Origin of the sequence: Nodosilinea sp. LEGE 07298, assembly GCF_015207265.1 — a bacterium.
In the GTDB taxonomy this organism is placed as follows: domain Bacteria; phylum Cyanobacteriota; class Cyanobacteriia; order Phormidesmidales; family Phormidesmidaceae; genus Nodosilinea.
The window spans coordinates 1-16,233 of record NZ_JADEXE010000155.1 but is presented as its reverse complement, the minus strand read 5'-3'; the positions used below and the strand labels follow the sequence as shown (position 1 = coordinate 16,233).

General features: G+C 54.9%; 11 protein-coding genes. 1 reads left to right on the top strand and 10 read right to left on the bottom strand.

The window, feature by feature from the left end; translation table 11 throughout:
* Both IQ273_RS35870 and IQ273_RS19735 read right to left on the bottom strand, forming a co-directional pair.
* The coding region (locus IQ273_RS35870; protein ID WP_194021068.1) for a transposase at positions 1–100 on the bottom strand (100 nt) is incomplete at its 3' end.
* A 61-nt stretch (positions 101–161) separates the two neighbouring features.
* The gene (locus IQ273_RS19735) at positions 162–749 is read right to left on the bottom strand and encodes a DUF4365 domain-containing protein (protein ID WP_228053417.1); all 588 of its coding nucleotides are present in this window, start codon (positions 747–749) and stop codon (positions 162–164) included.
* A 570-nt stretch (positions 750–1,319) separates the two neighbouring features.
* Between IQ273_RS19735 and IQ273_RS19730 the strand changes: the two genes are divergently transcribed.
* Positions 1,320–1,670 (top strand): hypothetical protein, encoded by a 351-nt coding sequence (locus IQ273_RS19730; RefSeq protein ID WP_194024878.1) that lies wholly within the window; start codon positions 1,320–1,322, stop codon positions 1,668–1,670.
* 219 nt (positions 1,671–1,889) lie between these two features.
* Here the strand turns inward: IQ273_RS19730 and IQ273_RS19725 are convergent, their stop codons facing one another.
* The 8 genes from IQ273_RS19725 to IQ273_RS19690 all read right to left on the bottom strand — a co-directional run bounded on the left by IQ273_RS19725 (position 1,890) and on the right by IQ273_RS19690 (position 16,194).
* The gene (locus tag IQ273_RS19725) at positions 1,890–5,015 is read right to left on the bottom strand and encodes a response regulator (protein ID WP_194024877.1); all 3,126 of its coding nucleotides are present in this window, start codon (positions 5,013–5,015) and stop codon (positions 1,890–1,892) included.
* Positions 5,016–5,082: 67 nt separating this feature from the next.
* Positions 5,083–7,452 carry a methyl-accepting chemotaxis protein gene (locus IQ273_RS19720; protein ID WP_194024876.1) on the bottom strand — a complete coding sequence of 790 codons (2,370 nt, stop codon included), beginning with the start codon at positions 7,450–7,452 and terminating at the stop codon, positions 5,083–5,085.
* Positions 7,453–7,522: 70 nt separating this feature from the next.
* Complete coding sequence (locus IQ273_RS19715; RefSeq protein WP_194024875.1) at positions 7,523–10,435, bottom strand: cache domain-containing protein; 2,913 nt, start codon at positions 10,433–10,435, stop codon at positions 7,523–7,525.
* Between the two features lie 75 nt (positions 10,436–10,510).
* Positions 10,511–11,626: a TRAP transporter substrate-binding protein gene (locus IQ273_RS19710; protein WP_194024874.1), complete on the bottom strand. Its 1,116-nt coding sequence runs from the start codon at positions 11,624–11,626 to the stop codon at positions 10,511–10,513.
* Positions 11,627–11,739: 113 nt separating this feature from the next.
* A complete protein-coding gene (locus IQ273_RS19705) occupies positions 11,740–12,183 on the bottom strand; it encodes a chemotaxis protein CheW (RefSeq protein WP_194024873.1) in 444 nt (147 codons plus the stop codon).
* A gap of 114 nt (positions 12,184–12,297) precedes the next feature.
* Entirely contained in the window at positions 12,298–12,654 is a 357-nt protein-coding gene (locus IQ273_RS19700; RefSeq protein WP_194024872.1) for a response regulator, read from the bottom strand.
* 923 nt (positions 12,655–13,577) lie between these two features.
* Positions 13,578–14,780, bottom strand: a complete 1,203-nt coding sequence (locus IQ273_RS35420; protein WP_194024871.1) for a response regulator — start codon at positions 14,778–14,780, stop codon at positions 13,578–13,580.
* 952 nt (positions 14,781–15,732) lie between these two features.
* Positions 15,733–16,194, bottom strand: a complete 462-nt coding sequence (locus IQ273_RS19690) for a TspO/MBR family protein (RefSeq protein WP_194024870.1) — start codon at positions 16,192–16,194, stop codon at positions 15,733–15,735.
* Positions 16,195–16,233: the final 39 nt, after the last annotated feature.

Sequence of the window (16,233 nt, the reverse complement as noted above, 5' to 3'; positions counted from 1 at the left end):
AGCCGCACTTCGGACACCGGATAACGCCGTCGGGCCAGCGCAACGTCCGAACGCTGTCGTAGCACTTGGCCTCTTCCAAAAGGTGTGTCAGGGTTAGCATGAGATCGCAGAGCAGGTGCACTTTAGTGTTCAGCCTAGCGAATACATCATCTGCTTGCAGGTCACCTCCCTGAAACACCTATTGAGCCAACATATAATCCATAATCAGTAGCTCTGTTTACTGCATCTGCAAGTGTCAACGTCCCAAGATAATCACCATTTTTAAGGCTGGCAGATGCTTGTGAATTAACTATCGAGATCAATTGTTTGGGCAAAGTATCTATATCTTGCTCAAAACGGCTTTCAATGGGAACTGGAATTGAAACAGTTTGTTGACTCTGCCAATTTTTACTAAGAGAGCCAAGAAAATCTTGAGGAAAAGACCAGTAAAACACGCTATTTTGGCAATCAACAATAGTTAAAAATGTCGGATTTGATTGAAGCAACCAATAATTGAGAGTTGTTACTTTAATTGGGACTGTGATAGAATTACCATCTACTTTTGCTTCTTCTTTTCCTTTGCATTGAATATTAAATAGTTTTCCAGTTGGGTATTCTCCCTGTATGATTTCACAGATGAAGTCAATGCCGAGATCCCTATCTTGAGGGACAGGAATAACGTTGCAAAACTCGGCAAAGACAGAACTTAATAGATCAGCAGCACTGACACCAATCTTTTGAGATTTACTACGTTTGGGTAACTTGCTCATGACAATGCTGGAGATTTTCCCACAATCTTAACTCAACTGTTCTTTTGGATAGGGAAAGGTTAGACAAGTAGCATGCTAAGTCACCTGAGCTTGGCCGTCTAACTCGTTTTTAGAGGGAGAAATTCTGTCTAATACCCCTATATGGCAGATTAGGTGGAAATCTGGCAACCTAATATCCTTGTAAGGTTGTTAGGTGAAAAAATCAGCCTAATTGCCCTGTAAGGGTGATTAGGTAGAAAGCTTTAGTATAACCACCCCTCTGTTGCAGACTGCAATCCTTCAACTTCCCTTTACTGATTAGCTCCCCTCTACGGTTGACGCCGAGCGGTTGTATCAGTACTCTTTTACGTTAAGCCGTTCAGCCCGAGCGGTGGACATGCAGAACTCGAAAATCTTGGCGCTGTCTGAAGGTGGTAGGACACCAACAGACAGCTAACCCCGCAAATCTCTTAGGCAGATTGCTGGGCTATGGTAGATCGTACCCTAGCCCCCCCAGTTTGCACCTCAGACTGCGGGCGGCTGGGGTTTTCGCGTTCTGTTTTCTTTCCATCACAAAAGGAAACAGAACCGATGTTTGAATATCTCGAACCTAGCGATCGTGACGCGACTGAAGGTGCCCAAGAGGCTGGGTCGCTGCCGCTGCCGCCCAAATCTGGAGCCAACGACAAAGGGACCCGGTCCCTGAATCCTGAGAAGGTGCGCCACATGCTTTATGGCAGCCTGGCGGGCATCGATCGCACCATCAAAATTCTCCACGCCCTCGGCTACGCCGACCCCAACGACTGGAGCGACCCCATCCCTGTACCGCCCGGTGCGTCAAGCGGAGTCGAGCCACGGTCACTGAGCGGAGTCGAGACGCGGTCACTGAGCGGAGTCGAAGTGTGGATGGTCATTTTGACCAAAACGCTGCTGCTGGAGTAACTTGCCAAACCCGTCGTTGGCAGGAGCCGTGTCTTTGGGGCAACCTGGTTAGGCTAAGCGCTGTGCCTGCCAACGACCGATCGCCACTACCGCTGGTGAATCTATTCAATGAGCGGATGTCACGGAATTAGGATTGGTGGGCAGTGCCCACCCTACGGTAGATCAGGGCTTTCAGCGATTTGTAAGGGCTTGATTCAGTGACATTCATTCGATGAGGGGCTATTGCATCAGCTCTTCGACTTTTTGAATCAGCTCTGGGGTCGAGAACCCTTTGGTTAGGTAGTCGGTAGCGCCGACGCGGCGGGCTTCTTCGAACCAGTCTTCCGATAGTCGAGAAGAAACCACCAGCACTGGCGTCTGAATGCCTTTTTGACGGCAGCGATCGATCAGGGTGAACCCGTCCATATTGGGCATTTCAATATCGGTGATGATCAACGCCGGTAGTGGATTGGTCTGGAGCCAGTTCCAGGCTTCTAGGCCGTCAGCACAGGTGTGGGTTTCGTGGCCGTGGGTGGTCAGACTGGCCTCCAGGCGACGGCGCATCAGGGCGGCATCATCCGCAATCAAAATGGTGGGGGTCGTCACGACCGTTTCTTCAAAGGTGACGGGGTCGGTTAAGCCCGCTGCCGCCGCCAGTTTTGGCGCAAGATGCAGCCGTTCTACCAGGGCTGGAGCGTTGAGCACGGGCAGCAGCGTGCCGTCGGGTTGCAGACTCATGCCCATTAAGCCCTCGGCAGGCTGGAGGGGAGAGGGGAGAGGGTTAATGATCAGATCGGTCTGCCCCAGCAGATCGTCGGCGATTAGCCAGGCACTACGGCCCCCCAAGCTCGACTGCACCGAGACACAGATGGCGGTATTCTCTAGCGATCGCCGGGTGCCCTGGGGCTGCCAGTATTCCAGGAGGTCTAAGCCGGGGATGGTGCCATCTTCCGTCTCGACCTGCCACGAATACACGGCATCGCGATCGCTCACAGGGACGGCCTGCAGCCGCTCGAACAGGGCCGTAGTGCGAATATCTTCGGTGGGAATGGCAAAGCTGCGATCGCCCGCCTGTAGCACCACACAAGAGACCAGCAGGTGGGGCACCGGAAACTGTAGGTGAAAGGTGGTGCCGCTGCCCAACTCAGTGTCGAGGGTGAGCTTGCCGCCGAGTTTTTGCATCTGCGCCACGACCACATCCATACCCACCCCTCGCCCAGAGAGGTCACTCACCTGAGTCTCAGAACTAAAGCCAGGTTGACAGATCACCGCCAGCAAATCAGCCATTGTGTCGGTCTGAGTGAGGGGTAGCCCCAGCGATTTGGCCCGAGACTGAACGGCTTGGGCATCAATACCGCAACCGTCATCCTCGACATCGAGCTGGTAGGCGCTGCCCTGACGGCGCAGGGTCAGGGTGAGCATTCCCTGCTCAGATTTGCCCTGCTGCTGGCGATCGGCTACGGGTTCGATCGCATGGTCAAAGGCATTGCGAATCAGGTGCAGTAGAGCGGGCTCTAGACTGCGAGCCGTACCCACGTCTAGCTCGATGCGTTCTCCTACCACGACCAGCCGAACCGGCTTTTGGAAGCGGGTAGTCAGATCGCGGAGAATCGCCCGCGCCCGAAAACCCAGATTACTAAACGGCACTAGCCGACTTTCTTCGACCGTCGTCTGGAGCTTGAGCACGCGACTGTCGAGGTATTGCAGACTGTCTGCCATTTGCTGGGTCGATTTTCCGGCCTCGGCCCCCAGCTCAGACAGCCTGAGGCTGGTTTCTAGCAGACGGTTAACGGTCGTATAGCCTTGCCGGTAGCGCTCTAGCGTGGGGCGACTGCCACCCCGCACCGAAATTTTGAAGTTGTCGAGCAGGGCGTAGTCTTCTTGAATTTGGCGCAGCTGGGTCGCGTACTGCACGCCCTCCTGGGCCAGGGCCACCATCTGTAAAATTTGGGCCTGTAGAACTTGATACAGACCCTGGGTGCTTCTAGCCGACAGCAGCGTGTTGATCAAATCTTGGGCAGACTGGTCTAGCTTAGCCAGGGGCACTGGAATCTGCACGGTATCTGGGCTAGCGTCTGCGGCGGGGGCAGACAGGTCGGGGATGGGAGCGATCGCCGCCGCATCGACTGGCTCTGGAGTGGAGACCAGATCGGTGGAAGCGAGGGCAGAGTGCGATCGCTCGTCATCATCCACAGCAACAGGGTCAAACGGCTCAATGATCCAGGTTTGGGCATCGGGTGGCAGCGCCCAGTCTTCTCCGGTGGCGATCAAAGGCTCTGTAGCCAGCTCAGCAGGGAACAAACTGGAGATGTCTTCTAGGGTGGCGCTCAGCGGCTCCAATGCCGGGTCAACGGGTTGGGCATCAGCGGTCTCAGCATGATCCAGATCTAGATCTAGGCTCAGATCTAGGCCATCGAGGCGATCGAAAAAGTGCTCTACGTCGCCTAGCAGATCCGCCATATCGGCCGCAGCCTGGGGGTTAAGCCTATTACTCGCCCCAGTTGCGTCGGCAATCGCTGCCGTTGGAGCGAGCGGCAGCCGGTCTTCACTCAGCACCAGCTCAAAGGCAACCGGCTGCCCAGCCTGGCTAGCACAGTCTTTTAGGGCTTGAAACAGTCGGGGCCATTGGCTGCGCCAGGTGGAGATACTGAGTTGACTCAAAAGGGCCTCAGCCTGACGAAGTAAGGTATCCCAGCCCGTCGAGAAGCCTACGTCTTGGCCAATCTGGTCGAGCTGATCGATCAGGTGGCGGGCGCTGTGAAGAATCGATTCGGGTAGGGGACCGGAGGTTGGCAGCTTTTCCAGGGCAATTTCCAGATCTAGCACGACCAGCTCTAGCCCCTGCTGGGCAAAGTCTTGTTGTATTTGCTGCTGCTCAGACCACTGCGGCAAATAGGCCTGCTGCACCTGGTTTCGAATCTGCTGAATGCGCTGTAGGGCGGGTTGCAGCTGAGGCGGCTGGCTTTGATTGGCGATCGGCAGCGTGGCCGCGATCAGTTCGCCTGCTTCTACCAGCATGTCGTTGAGCTGGCGGTCGTCTAGCGGCGGGGCCGTGGTCAAATGGCGCAGATCGGAGAGCAGATCTTCGAGGCTAGTGGCGACCTGCAAAATGCTCTCGGCCCCTACGGTCACGGCCCCCCCTTTGATCGTGTGAATGACGCGATACAGGGTCTGGATATCTTTAGTCCAAGACTGAGGCTGCAGCCCTGCCGCCTGATCGAGGTAGGTTTGCAGGCCCTTTTGGGTATCGACCTCGAACATACTGCGCAGTTCTTGCTGCAGCTGCGCTTCCATCAGATCCGCAGACTCATCGGTGGAATGGGTGCCGTTATCCGGGGCCGAGGCGGCTTGGTCAGGATTAAGCATGGTGTTTTAGCAACGGAAGAGTATGGTGAAACAAGCGTCAGGGCGAGATGGATAACCGGGCAGACCGTTAAGGGTGAACCTCGATCGCATTAGGGGCTGTAGCCGCCGCGTCGGCATCGACATCGGCCTCAGGCGTCGACGGCGGCAGTGAATTATGGGTCGGGGCGGGCAGTTGAAAATAGGTGACGTTGCGATCGAGGCTGTGGGCGATCGCAGCCAGCGACTGTGACTGCAGGCGAATGGCATGGGCCTGGCTAGCGGTAGCCGTAGCGGCCTGGGCCATCGGCTGAATCGACTCTAGGGTGGTTTCGGCCCCACCTGCGATCGCCTGAGCGACCTGGGTCACCTGCTGCCCCAGGGCCGCCACCTGAGCCATCGCGGTGCGAATCTGTTCAAAGGTTTGATTAGACTGGCCGATCCCAGAGGTGAGGCTGTCGGCCTGCTGGCTAATGCCTTCCACATCGTGGTTTAGACCCGACACCACGGTTTGAATCTGTTCGGTGCGGCGCTGCAAAACCACCAGACTTTGGTTGGTTTCAGCCGCCAGATCGTTCACCTGGCTGGCAATGGTCTCAAACTCGCGGGTAACAGCGGCGAACTGGGTGGGGTCTTGCTGTTCAGAGGCGCGGGTGGACAGCATAGAGGCGTTCAGGGCCAGCACCCGAGTCAGAGAGGCAATCCGCTTCTGGTCTTTCACGAACTGGGTGGCCAGATCGACGTAGCTGGTCAGGGTTTGGGTGCGCCCCACCATCTGCTGGGTTTCTCGCTGCAAGCTGCCCACATCGCTGGTCATTGTCTCCATGTCTTGCTGTCCCTGGGCCATGGCCGTCTGACCCTGGGCGATCGCATCGATGGTCACCGTTACCTGCTGCTGCTGGTCTTGGCACAGGGTTTGAATGGTTTCCACCAGCGACTGCACCCGGCTGACCGACTGCACTTGCTGGTCAGCCTGACTGGCCATATCGATCGCTAGCGTTTCCACGCCGCCAGCCGCCTGGGTGACTTCGGTGGTCATGGCCGATACCGCCGCCAGCATCTGACCCAGCCGCTCAATCAGCTGATTAAAGGCGGCGGCCAACTGGCCCATCCCGGTCGGGTTCACCGCCGCCGTGATGGTCAAGTCTCCCATTCTGACGGCAGAAAAGGCGCTCAAAAGCTGGTCTAGCTCGTGCTGCAGCGCCTGGGTCTGGTCGTCTTGAACGGTGGTGCGCTGACCAAACTGCTGCTCTAGCTCAGCCCGAGTCTGCTCTAAGGTGGCAAAAGACGACTGCAGGTGCTGGGCCAGCTGGTCAATGGCGGTGCTGAGAACAGCCAGTTCCCCCGGCCCCGAACCCATCAGACGGTGATCAAAATCTCCTTGCTTCAGGTTTTCGATCGCCTGGGTAGCGGCGACGATGGGAGCGACGGTGCGTTTGGCAAACCAAACCAGCGCGATCGCACCTGTCCCGGCCACCGCTGCCGTGCCCAGCAGCAAGAGCAAGATCTGCTGCCGAATCGGGGCCAGGGCGATCGCCGTATCGGTGGTGAGCAGTGCCCCCAGGTTAGGATCGCCAAGACCATCGATGGTCTCCACGGGCGCGTAGCTAACCAGAGCCTGGCCACCGGCAGCCGGAAAAATGGCGGCAGCTGGCTGCCGGGAGGCGTGCTGTTCCGGTATGCCGCTAAACGTCTCAGCGACCGTAGTAGCCAGATAGTTGGGCTGGCTACCAGCCACAAACTCGCCCTCCCCGGTGAAGACATGCCACTCACTGCCGGTTTCTAGATGGGGCTCAAACAGCGGCGCGATCGCAGCCAGGGGAATCTGCATCCAGATCGCCCCCACCGGCTGGTTGCTGGTGCGATCGATCACCGGGGCCACCAGTTCGATCTGCCCTGGGTTATTGGCCTCGGCATCCAGCGTTGCGACCGTGGTCTGCCGCGACTGAATCGCCTGCTGAAAAAAGGCGCGATCGCCCAAGTTCTCGGGCAGCGGATTGCTGGCGTCAGACTGAACCAGGGGCTGGCCCTGAGGGTCGAGAAAGGCCATACTGACGGCCTCGCTCTCCGCCACCACCTGATTCAGCACCTGCTTTTTTTGGGCTGATGGCGTCGCCAGGCGGCGATCGCGTTCTGCAAACATGGCCAGGCTGGCGACCAGTTGGGCGGCCCGCGAGTGCTCCACTAGCACTCCCCCCATGCGATCGGCCAGCAGCTGAGCCTGCACCAGCTGCTGCTGTTCGGCTTTGCGAAGGCCGGCCTGGCGCGTCATCCAGGCGGTTAGGCCGCCGATCGTTACCACCGGCACTACCCCCACGGCGATCGCCAGCAGCGTTGCCTGCCACCGCAGCCCAAACGACGCTGTTGTGGGCTTCTGGGGGCGATCGCCAGGGGAGAGGCTGGCACCGGTTGGAGGCGTTTTTTCCGCCGCTCGGGGCCGGGGGGGAATGGCAGTTGACATGAAATTACCTGGATAACGATTCAGTTAAATGAGCAGAAGAACTAAATGAGCAGAACAGCAGACCCGAGGCTCATGGGGTGCGCCTGGCCTCTATAGGAGCGAACACCTGAGTATCGCCGTCGTCACCGGAAGCCTCGAATTCAGCCGGCAGCTGGAAGAACTGAATGGTTTCCAGCAGCTGGTACGACAGGGCCTCCATCTGTTCCGACTGCAGACGGTTGGCCTGGGTAAGCCCGGCGGTTTGGGTGGCAATGTCGGTAATGGTGCGCACCACCGCGGCCGCTTCCTGCACTGCCCCCACAATGTTTTGGCTCACCTGGGTGACCGCTGTTTCGGCCTCGACCGCCGCCACCGTCACGGTCTGCACATCGCTAAACACCTGCCGAGATTGGCCAACGCCCTGGGTAAACTCTTCTACCAGCCCCCCCAGTCGCTGCACATCCGCATCGACGGCAAACACAACGCTTTGAATCTGGGCGCTGCGCTGCTCTAGCGTGGTCAGGCTGTTGTTGGTTTGCTGGGCTAGCTGGCTAACCTGGCTCGCAATCGAGCTAAATTCTCGCGCCGCCACCACAAACTGACGGGGGTCACGCTGTTCGGCGGCTCGGGCGGCCACCAGCGATGCATTCAGGGCCAGGGTTTGGGTGAGAGAAGCCACCTGAGTCTGGTCTTGAACAAACTGATCGGCCAGACCAACAAATTCCCCCAGGGTCTTCATCTGCTGAATGATGCGATCGCTGCCTTCCTGCAGAATGCCAATACCCGAGGTTAGGTTGGTAATCGCCTGCTGGCCTTCGACCACCGTCGTCTGCACCGCCTGCAGAGAGGCGCTGGTGGTTTCGACCTGGCGAACGGTGTCCTGGGCCAGGGTCTCGACCTGGGCCGTCAGCTTCAGAATTTGGTTTACCCCGGTAACCTGCTGGGCGGCGTTGGCCGCAATCAGGCTAGCCTGAGTTTTTTGCTGGTTTGCGCCCGCTGTGACCTGCTGGGCCGTATCCGTCACCTGCTTGAGCACATCCGACAGTCGCTCAATTAGGCGGTTAAAGGTATCGGCAACCAGGCCGGTGGTGCGATCGCTCACCTGAGCCTGCACCGTCAGGTTGCCCTCTTCGACCTCCGACACCACGTCTAGCAGGTGGCTCACCTCTCCCTGCAATAGTTCACTCTCCAGCGCCAGCGAAATTAGGTTGGCCACAGAGCCAATAAAGGTTTGCTCCTCAGCCCTCCACTCGCGGGGGCTGCCGCTGTGCTCACAGCGCAGACTGCCGACCACGGTACCGGTAATCTGAATCGGCACCTCCAGCAGAGAAACGGTCGTGGGGGCCAGGGCATTCTCGGCCTGCAGCTCCCGGCCTGCCGGATGGTCGGCGAGATGGGTGACGCTTAGGGGTTGGTTCTGGGCGATCGCCGCGAAATAGTTGGGCACCGCGTCGGTAGACAGAGCGGTAACAACGTCCGCCCGCCTGCCCCCCTGCTGATAGCGAGTCAGGCACAGTAGCCGGGTCTGTTCGGGCTGCATCAGCCAAACGCTCACCCCCTCCAGGTTCAGAGTACGGGCGATCGCTTCACTAAAGGAGGTCGCCGCCGCCTGGGCATCGCCCTGAATCAGCGCTTCGTGACGGGCCAGGTCGGCCAGAACGTCGTTTTGTAACCCCAGCTGCTCAGCATTCCGCCGCAGGGTGGCCAGCAAGCCCTGAATCTGGTCGCCCATGCGGTTCACGTTCATGCCCAAAATGGCCAGTTCATCATTGCCCCGCACCGGTACGCGGGCGTCGAGCTGCCCCTGGCCCAGCAGTTCCACGGCCTTCGCCGCCTGGCTGACGGGTCGGGTGGCGCGTCTGGCCAGCAAAATCCCCAGCAGTACCGCCGTCACTCCGGTCAGCAGCGTACCCACCACAATCGTTTGCAGCAGCTGGCGCTGGGGCAAAAAGGCCAGGTTTGTATCGCTAGAGGCAACCACGCTCCAGTTCAGAGCATCAAACCCCTGGAGAGGCGCATAGGCATTCAGAAATTCCTGGCCCTGAGCCGACTCAATCCAGGCCTGACGCTGTTTCTGAGCATTGACATCGGCGAAACTGGCCAGCAGATCGGCCAAAGGCAACCCCACCTGAGGATTCTCAGGATCAGCGGGCAGACTCTGAAAAATCTCGCCGGAGCTATCCACCAATCGGTATTGGGTGCCTTCGCCCAAACTAGCGGCCCGGAGAATAGCATTGCCCACAAATTCCACTGGAATCTTGGCCACAACGACCCCCAGCAATGTTCCCGCAACATCTTTGACTGGTACCGCGACATAGATAGCCGCTGCACCGGCCACGGCAGACTCTACCGCCACCGGCTCACTAATCACCGGGGCCTGAGTCGACAGCACCTGCTGAAAATAGGTCGCCCCCCGCTGGTTCACCTCCTGAGCAGAGCCTGTAGACTGCACCAAAACATCGCCATTGATGCTAAATATCCCCAAACTGGAGTAGGTGCGATAGTCCTGTACAAACTGCGTCAGCTCTCGGGTCAATTGCCCGGTAACGGCCGCCCTTTCTACCGAATCTAGATCGCTAGCAAATAGACCTGACTCCTGCGCGATATTGGCAACTGTGCTGGCGTTGGCCACCCGCTCCTGTAAAAACCGGCGCAGCTGGTCAGAGAGCTGATCTACCCCGGCAATTTCTTCTTGAGCAATCCGCTCCGTAATCGACTGGTTAGCCGACCGGTACGCCACGTTACCAACCACCAGCACCGGCAGCACGCCAAACACCGCCGCCAAGACCGTGGCTTTAAAACCAATGCCGAGTCCTCTGCGGGGCGAAATCGGTTCATTGGGTACTACTTGAAGGACAGGAGCATCCTCTGTTTCAGCCTTTCGATCGGCAGGGGAGGTAAATGCGTCATTGTCGGCATTGGCAGGGACATCGACAGGGGCATCGACAGGGGCATCGACAGGGTACGTGGAGGCTTCCCAGGTATTCTGGCCAGGGAGAGTCATGGTAATTTGGCTCCTGCTATTACGTTGCGATTACGTTGCTAAATCTTGAACAACAATCCATTGGGTGAAATACGCTTAGGTATCTGAGAAAATCAGCTCGGCAAAGCTGCGCTCGTTGACGCTATTCCAGCGATAGATTCCCCCTCGAAAGGCATTCCAGTTGTCGTAAATTTGCCGGAAGCTGGCATCCTGGCTGGCGTACTCGGCATAGAGATCATTGGCCGCTGTACGAGCCCCTTGAATGATTTCTGGGGTATAAGAGATCAGCTCGGTGCCGGAGCTAATTAGCCGCTGCAAGGCCTCCCGATTGGCCGCGTCATACTCGGCTAGCATTCTGACCTGAGCTTCAAAGGCGGCTAGCTCAATCGCCTGACGGTACTCCACCGGCAGCCGCTCCCAGGCAACCTGGTTGACGACGAGTTCGTAAGTTGTGCCCGGTTCGTGCCAGCCGGGGTAGTAGTAATAGGGGGCGTACTGGTTGAGGCCCAGCTTTTCGTCTTCGTAAGGCCCTACCCACTCTGCGGCATCAATGTTGCCTCGCTCCAGACCCAGCAAAATCTCGTTTGGCGGCATGTTCTGGGCCTCAGCCCCCATCCGCTTGAGCACTTCGCCGCCTAGCCCCGGCATGCGCATTTTAATCGCCTGCATTTCGCTGACGGAGTTGACTTTGTTGCGAAACCAGCCGCCCATTTGGTTACCGGTGCTGCCAGCCGGAAAGTTAATCACGCCAAAATCACCGTAGATGCCCCGAATTAAATCGAGCCCCCCGGCTCCGTAGAGCCAGGCAACGTGCTGGTGAGGGTTGAGGCCAAAGGGCATGCTGGTAGCAAAGGCAAAGGCGCGATTTTTCGAGGTGTAGTAGTAGCCAGCGGTGTGGCCACATTCAGCTGTTCCAGCCTGCACCGTGTCGAGAATTTCCAGCGGTGGCGCAATCCCCCCGGCCGGAAAGGCCGTAATGGAGAAATTGCCCTGAGTTAGCTCGCTGATGCGATCGCACATCCGCTGGGCGGTACCAAACACGATATCCAGGTTTTCGGGCCAGCTGGTGGCCATGCGCCATTCGATGCGAGGGTTACTACCGCCACTGCTGCTGTTGGGCGTAAACACCGTTGGCGAACTGCTACAGGCAGACGCCACCCCAGCCCCGATCGCCCCAAGCGTTAGCTGATTAAATAAACGTCGACGTTTCATACATTAGTCCCACTAAAAAATAGGTCAAAAATATAGAGAGCTTTAGGCTAGATACCGCTAGAGCGTGACTGGAGTCGTCTCGATCGGTTCGGACTATCCGAGAGGCGGGCAGTTCAGACCGCCAAAGGTATCCAGCGGCGAGGCTGCCACAGATCTGCCGGGACAATTTCAGGATTAAACGGCTCAATTGTTGAGTCTTGAGCGAGCTGTTCGGCGGTGCAGTTGCCCACTAGCTGATCGATCACTAGAGCAATACCGGCGAGCTGGGAGCTGGCGTTCAGCTGCACGGCATTAAAGACCTCCCGGGTTACGCCGCTCGCTCCCTCCAGCAGAACTTGCAGCGTTACCAGCGGCACCAGCTGCCCCTGAACATGCACCACCCCTAAGAGACTGGGCTGGTAAAAGGGCAGGCTCAATACCTGCGATCTATCTACCAGCATCACTTCGGCAATTTCGGTGGAGGGAAAAGCTAGGCGGCGGCGGCCAACCTGAGTCAAGAAGTATGAGCTATCGGGCAGAGCCAGGGAATCGAGATCGGCTTCAAAAGAGTCCGTCATAGGAAATTCATGAGGAGAAAATATACCAAGTCCAGCTCAGGATCTGAAGTTTTCCCATCGGCAAAACTTCACGCCTGGACTTGGATTGGGTTTAATTAAGCAATGAATATAGATTTAGAGTTTCTGCAAAACCTCGGCCAGTCGTTCTCGGCTCACAGGTTTGGTAATATAATCATTCGCCCCCGCCCTTTTGAGGCCGTATTTAACCTCTACAGGGGTCTTTTTGCTAGAGCAAAAAATTACGTTTTGCTGGGCCGTCACCTGATTGGTGCGAATCTCTCGCAAAAATTTGTAGCCATCCTGTTCAGGCATCACAATATCGAGAAATAGGCAGCTATATTGACCGGTAGAGAGTTTTTCTACAACGCCCTTTGTACTGTCAGAAGCTTCCACTCGATGTCCCATATCCTCAAGCAATGTTGACAGGAACTGCCTATCTACAGCACTATCGTCAACCACTAAAATTTGCATACTAAACTTCTCCGTAGAATCTGATATTTTCTGGATCTCCAAATCAAACTTCTAGACAAAATGACGATATCCGGATCTAAACAGCAGAGCTTTTTAGAAGATGTGAGAATTTAAAGTAACAGGCACTCTAAACCAAGACTTGATAAAGTTAAGATTGATTGGCTGGCTATTTGCCTTCGACTATTTCATCATCTTCACCTTACTCAGGGGGTGATGATAGCCAAAACTACGTTTTTCAACGTGGGCTTGGTTTGACAGAAAATTCTCGCAGTATTTTCTCTACGTCAGCTTTGAATTCTGGTCCATCTGAATGAGCCTTTGGGCTCAATAGAAACCGATGACGATGCTGTGACTGTCGCCAACTTTGGCACAGCCTAACCTCTGAGGTTAGAACAATCAACGGGATACTAAGCCAGTCGGATCGGTGCTGCAATAGCCTGAGTATCTCGCTGCTGGACTGACCCGACGTTTGAGGATCTAGAAAAACGATCGCAGCAGACGAGAGTGCATGAGATAAGGCGGAATCGGCCTGATAGGCGACAATTGGATAACCTCGTTGCCTGAATAGCTCAAACTGGTCTAGAACCAATTTCGAACTACTCAGCACCCAAATCTTTGATCTAGATGTGTTGATCGTAGCTACAGACGGGGATAGAGAAAGCTTAATCTGTTGCCAAAAAGATTTAAGGAAAAATAGGGCTGGCATGAGCCCTGGATTAGCCTCAAATATAATGTCGTTCACGTTTTATAGTCCTAAGCTTAATAAATATTTCTAATCATATTTACAACTAATTTTTCCTGACCTAGTACTCGACGACTGAAATATGCCCATCATTCCGAATTGCTTGGCTCCCTAGCCCCCGGAGAATAGTATCTAAACTTGCGCCGCAGAGTACTAGTTCAGTGCATTACTCAATAGAGGTTCAACCAGTTACCGCACTAGGAATCACGGCCTTTAAAAGCTCTCTTAGCTCTGCTTCAAATCTAGGAATCTCTTCGGTGGCAAGGGGTTTAGACAAAAACTGGCAGCCGCTCCACTGCGATCGCCAATTATTCGAGAGTGTACGTTCTGCCGTCAGCATGATTAAGGGAGTAGCCGCAATTTGCGAGTGTCGCCGAATCTGCTTCAATAAATCGAACCCAGAAATGTCTGGCATGTTGATGTCCAGGAAGACAATCGCTGGCTGTACTTCCAGCATAGTTTCTACCGCAGTCATAGGATCATCATGCGATCGCACCTGGTATCCCCAACCGGAAACCAACCGTTTGAACTGCTGCAGCATAACCGGAGAGTCATCGATGATTAAGATTTGAGATACTGCTTTACGAAACGGCAATTCAACCTTAATTAGTCCTTGCTCCGCTAACTTTGCTAAACCTCTAGCAATTTCTAGAGTGTCTTGAGCCAGAGCTAATGTAATAGAGTTTACGGTTGCGCCATGGGAGAGTAGGGCTCTCAGATATTTTTCCTGGCGATCGGTTATGCGGGATGCTCTAACCGCTTCCTCATGGATGAAAAGCTTGCTATCGAGACTAGGAATTGTGCGCTTAACCTGCTCCCAAATTAGCTGTCGACGACGCGCCTCGGCCAATATTTTTGAGAGCTCAAAGCCAGGAACTAGGGTTTGAATTGAAAGATCATCCTCTGGTTTAAACTGAGCCTGACCAGAGTAACTAAACAGCACCTGATCCAGGTCTTGCAATACTCTGAGCCGCACAGCATGTTGAACCTCTTCAGGCTGAATTACCTCCAACTCATATAGGTTTTCCAAAAAAACCGGCAGTAGCTCTAGCTGACCATCTTGATCGTCTAGATACAGCGCTTCTTTAAGCTCAAGGATGGTGCTTTGAGTTGGCTTGCTGCGGATGCGAAAAACATAGCGCTCAATTATTTCTAGCAGATAGTTGATGGATAAAGGCTGTTGTCCTGAGAAAACAACCCTCCCCTCCACTAATCCTAACCACCAGGATTTGTCAGCCAGATGACAGGTATCGTCATGGAAGGAATGATACCAATAGCCAGTCAGGGCTAAATCATTCTTGTGTTCAATTTTATAAGCTAAGTTTTGAGGATTAAATAAAAATTCTTGAGGGTGGAACGAGTTGGCTTGACGATAAGTAATCACTAACTTCTAGCAGGTAGGGAACATCCTTGCAGATTTGCACCGAGGGCTGTGACGATAGGTTATTAACTTAGTAGACGAGCCAAAAACTGGCCAGAAATAACCAGCCCAAAACCCTTGATCTACGTGTGATTTAGACTCAAATAGACACAGATGGTCTAGCAAATTGATTTAAATTGTTTTCCTTTACAGCAATGATATGAGAGGGTGAGTTAATGCAAATATAAAATGGGTTGGCGGCAGCGTAACCCGCGCAGGCATTAGTTGATTGCCTTCGACAAAGTTTAGCCAACGTGGATTAATCTGACCCACATCGACTTATATCTACTCATTGCGCCTGCCGACTTATAACCAAACAGGTAAATGTCTGGTCACGTTAGATGGCTAGCAACTTTACTATTGCTTTCATCTGGGAAGTGCAGCTAAGAATTGAATTTAACCGCGTTATATGTCTAGCTTTGTTCGTAAAGATGGTCTAAATATGCAGTGTTAACTGGAACCTTTGGTAGAGCTAGATCTTCAGGATTAGTACTTGGTGTTCAGTTATACTGATTTAGAATATAGGCAAGCAATCTCTAGCACTAGACTATATAGATTGATTCTTATAGCTTTTTGATAATTTACCCGCTTACGTGAACTTTTGGACAAAGCTTATCTTTATTATCTGATATGCAAAGTTGCTCCGCCCAGTAGCCCATTGGTCTACCCCAGTACCGTATAACTGAAATAAATCCATTAATCCAGCCCCTTAGCTCCCCAGCCCTTCCGCGATCGGCAATAGTCCCCCAACTTGCGCCGTTGAGTACTATACTCGGCGGCTGAAATATGCCCACCATTCCGAATTGCTTGGCTCCCTAGCCCCCTTGCTCCCTAGCCCCCGAGAATAGTATCTAAACTCGCAGAGTACTAATTCCCCCTCCGCCCTTCACCCCACGAGAGGCGGCTTCGATCATTCTCAGGCTTGACTTGGATTCAGCTGCACCATCTGCCAGGTGATGAATGTCCCCACCGGGCTCCACAGCAGGTAGGGCAGCAGCAGCAGCAGCGCATTGGTGTCTACCTGCGCAACGGGCCAGGCCAGCAGCAGCCCAAACACAAACCCCGCCGCCCCGATCGCTGCCCCCACCCGCAGACTTTGCAGCTTACACATGACTGGGGTGTAGCTCACAATCAGCAGCTCTAGCAGCACATACCCAGCCATCAGCCACCAACTCTGGGTCTGGGTCCAGACGATGTAGGCCGACCAGCCGCCGCAGATAAACACCACCGTCCACACGATCGGAATGGCAAACTCGAAGGTGAGCCAGTCGGGGCGGCGCAGTCGCTTAAACCACTTGATATCGCGGGAACCCAGCAGACTGGACGCAGACGCGATCGCCCCCCCCACCACTGCAATTACCAACCAGGCTGAACTCATCACACACCTCACAGAGCCTGATTCAACTTAACCAGACCC

Bases quoted from the DNA above. Each gene is read 5' to 3' on its own strand.
- IQ273_RS19705 (WP_194024873.1), bottom strand. From the start codon at position 12,183: ATGACGGACTCTTTTGAAGCCGATCTCGATTCCCTGGCTCTGCCCGAT.
- IQ273_RS19720 (WP_194024876.1), bottom strand. From the start codon at position 7,452: ATGTCAACTGCCATTCCCCCCCGGCCCCGAGCGGCGGAAAAAACGCCT.
- IQ273_RS19690 (WP_194024870.1), bottom strand. From the start codon at position 16,194: ATGAGTTCAGCCTGGTTGGTAATTGCAGTGGTGGGGGGGGCGATCGCG.
- IQ273_RS19715 (WP_194024875.1), bottom strand. From the start codon at position 10,435: ATGACTCTCCCTGGCCAGAATACCTGGGAAGCCTCCACGTACCCTGTC.
- IQ273_RS19735 (WP_228053417.1), bottom strand. From the start codon at position 749: ATGAGCAAGTTACCCAAACGTAGTAAATCTCAAAAGATTGGTGTCAGT.
- IQ273_RS19710 (WP_194024874.1), bottom strand. From the start codon at position 11,626: ATGAAACGTCGACGTTTATTTAATCAGCTAACGCTTGGGGCGATCGGG.
- IQ273_RS19700 (WP_194024872.1), bottom strand. From the start codon at position 12,654: ATGCAAATTTTAGTGGTTGACGATAGTGCTGTAGATAGGCAGTTCCTG.
- IQ273_RS19725 (WP_194024877.1), bottom strand. From the start codon at position 5,015: ATGCTTAATCCTGACCAAGCCGCCTCGGCCCCGGATAACGGCACCCAT.
- IQ273_RS19730 (WP_194024878.1), top strand. From the start codon at position 1,320: ATGTTTGAATATCTCGAACCTAGCGATCGTGACGCGACTGAAGGTGCC.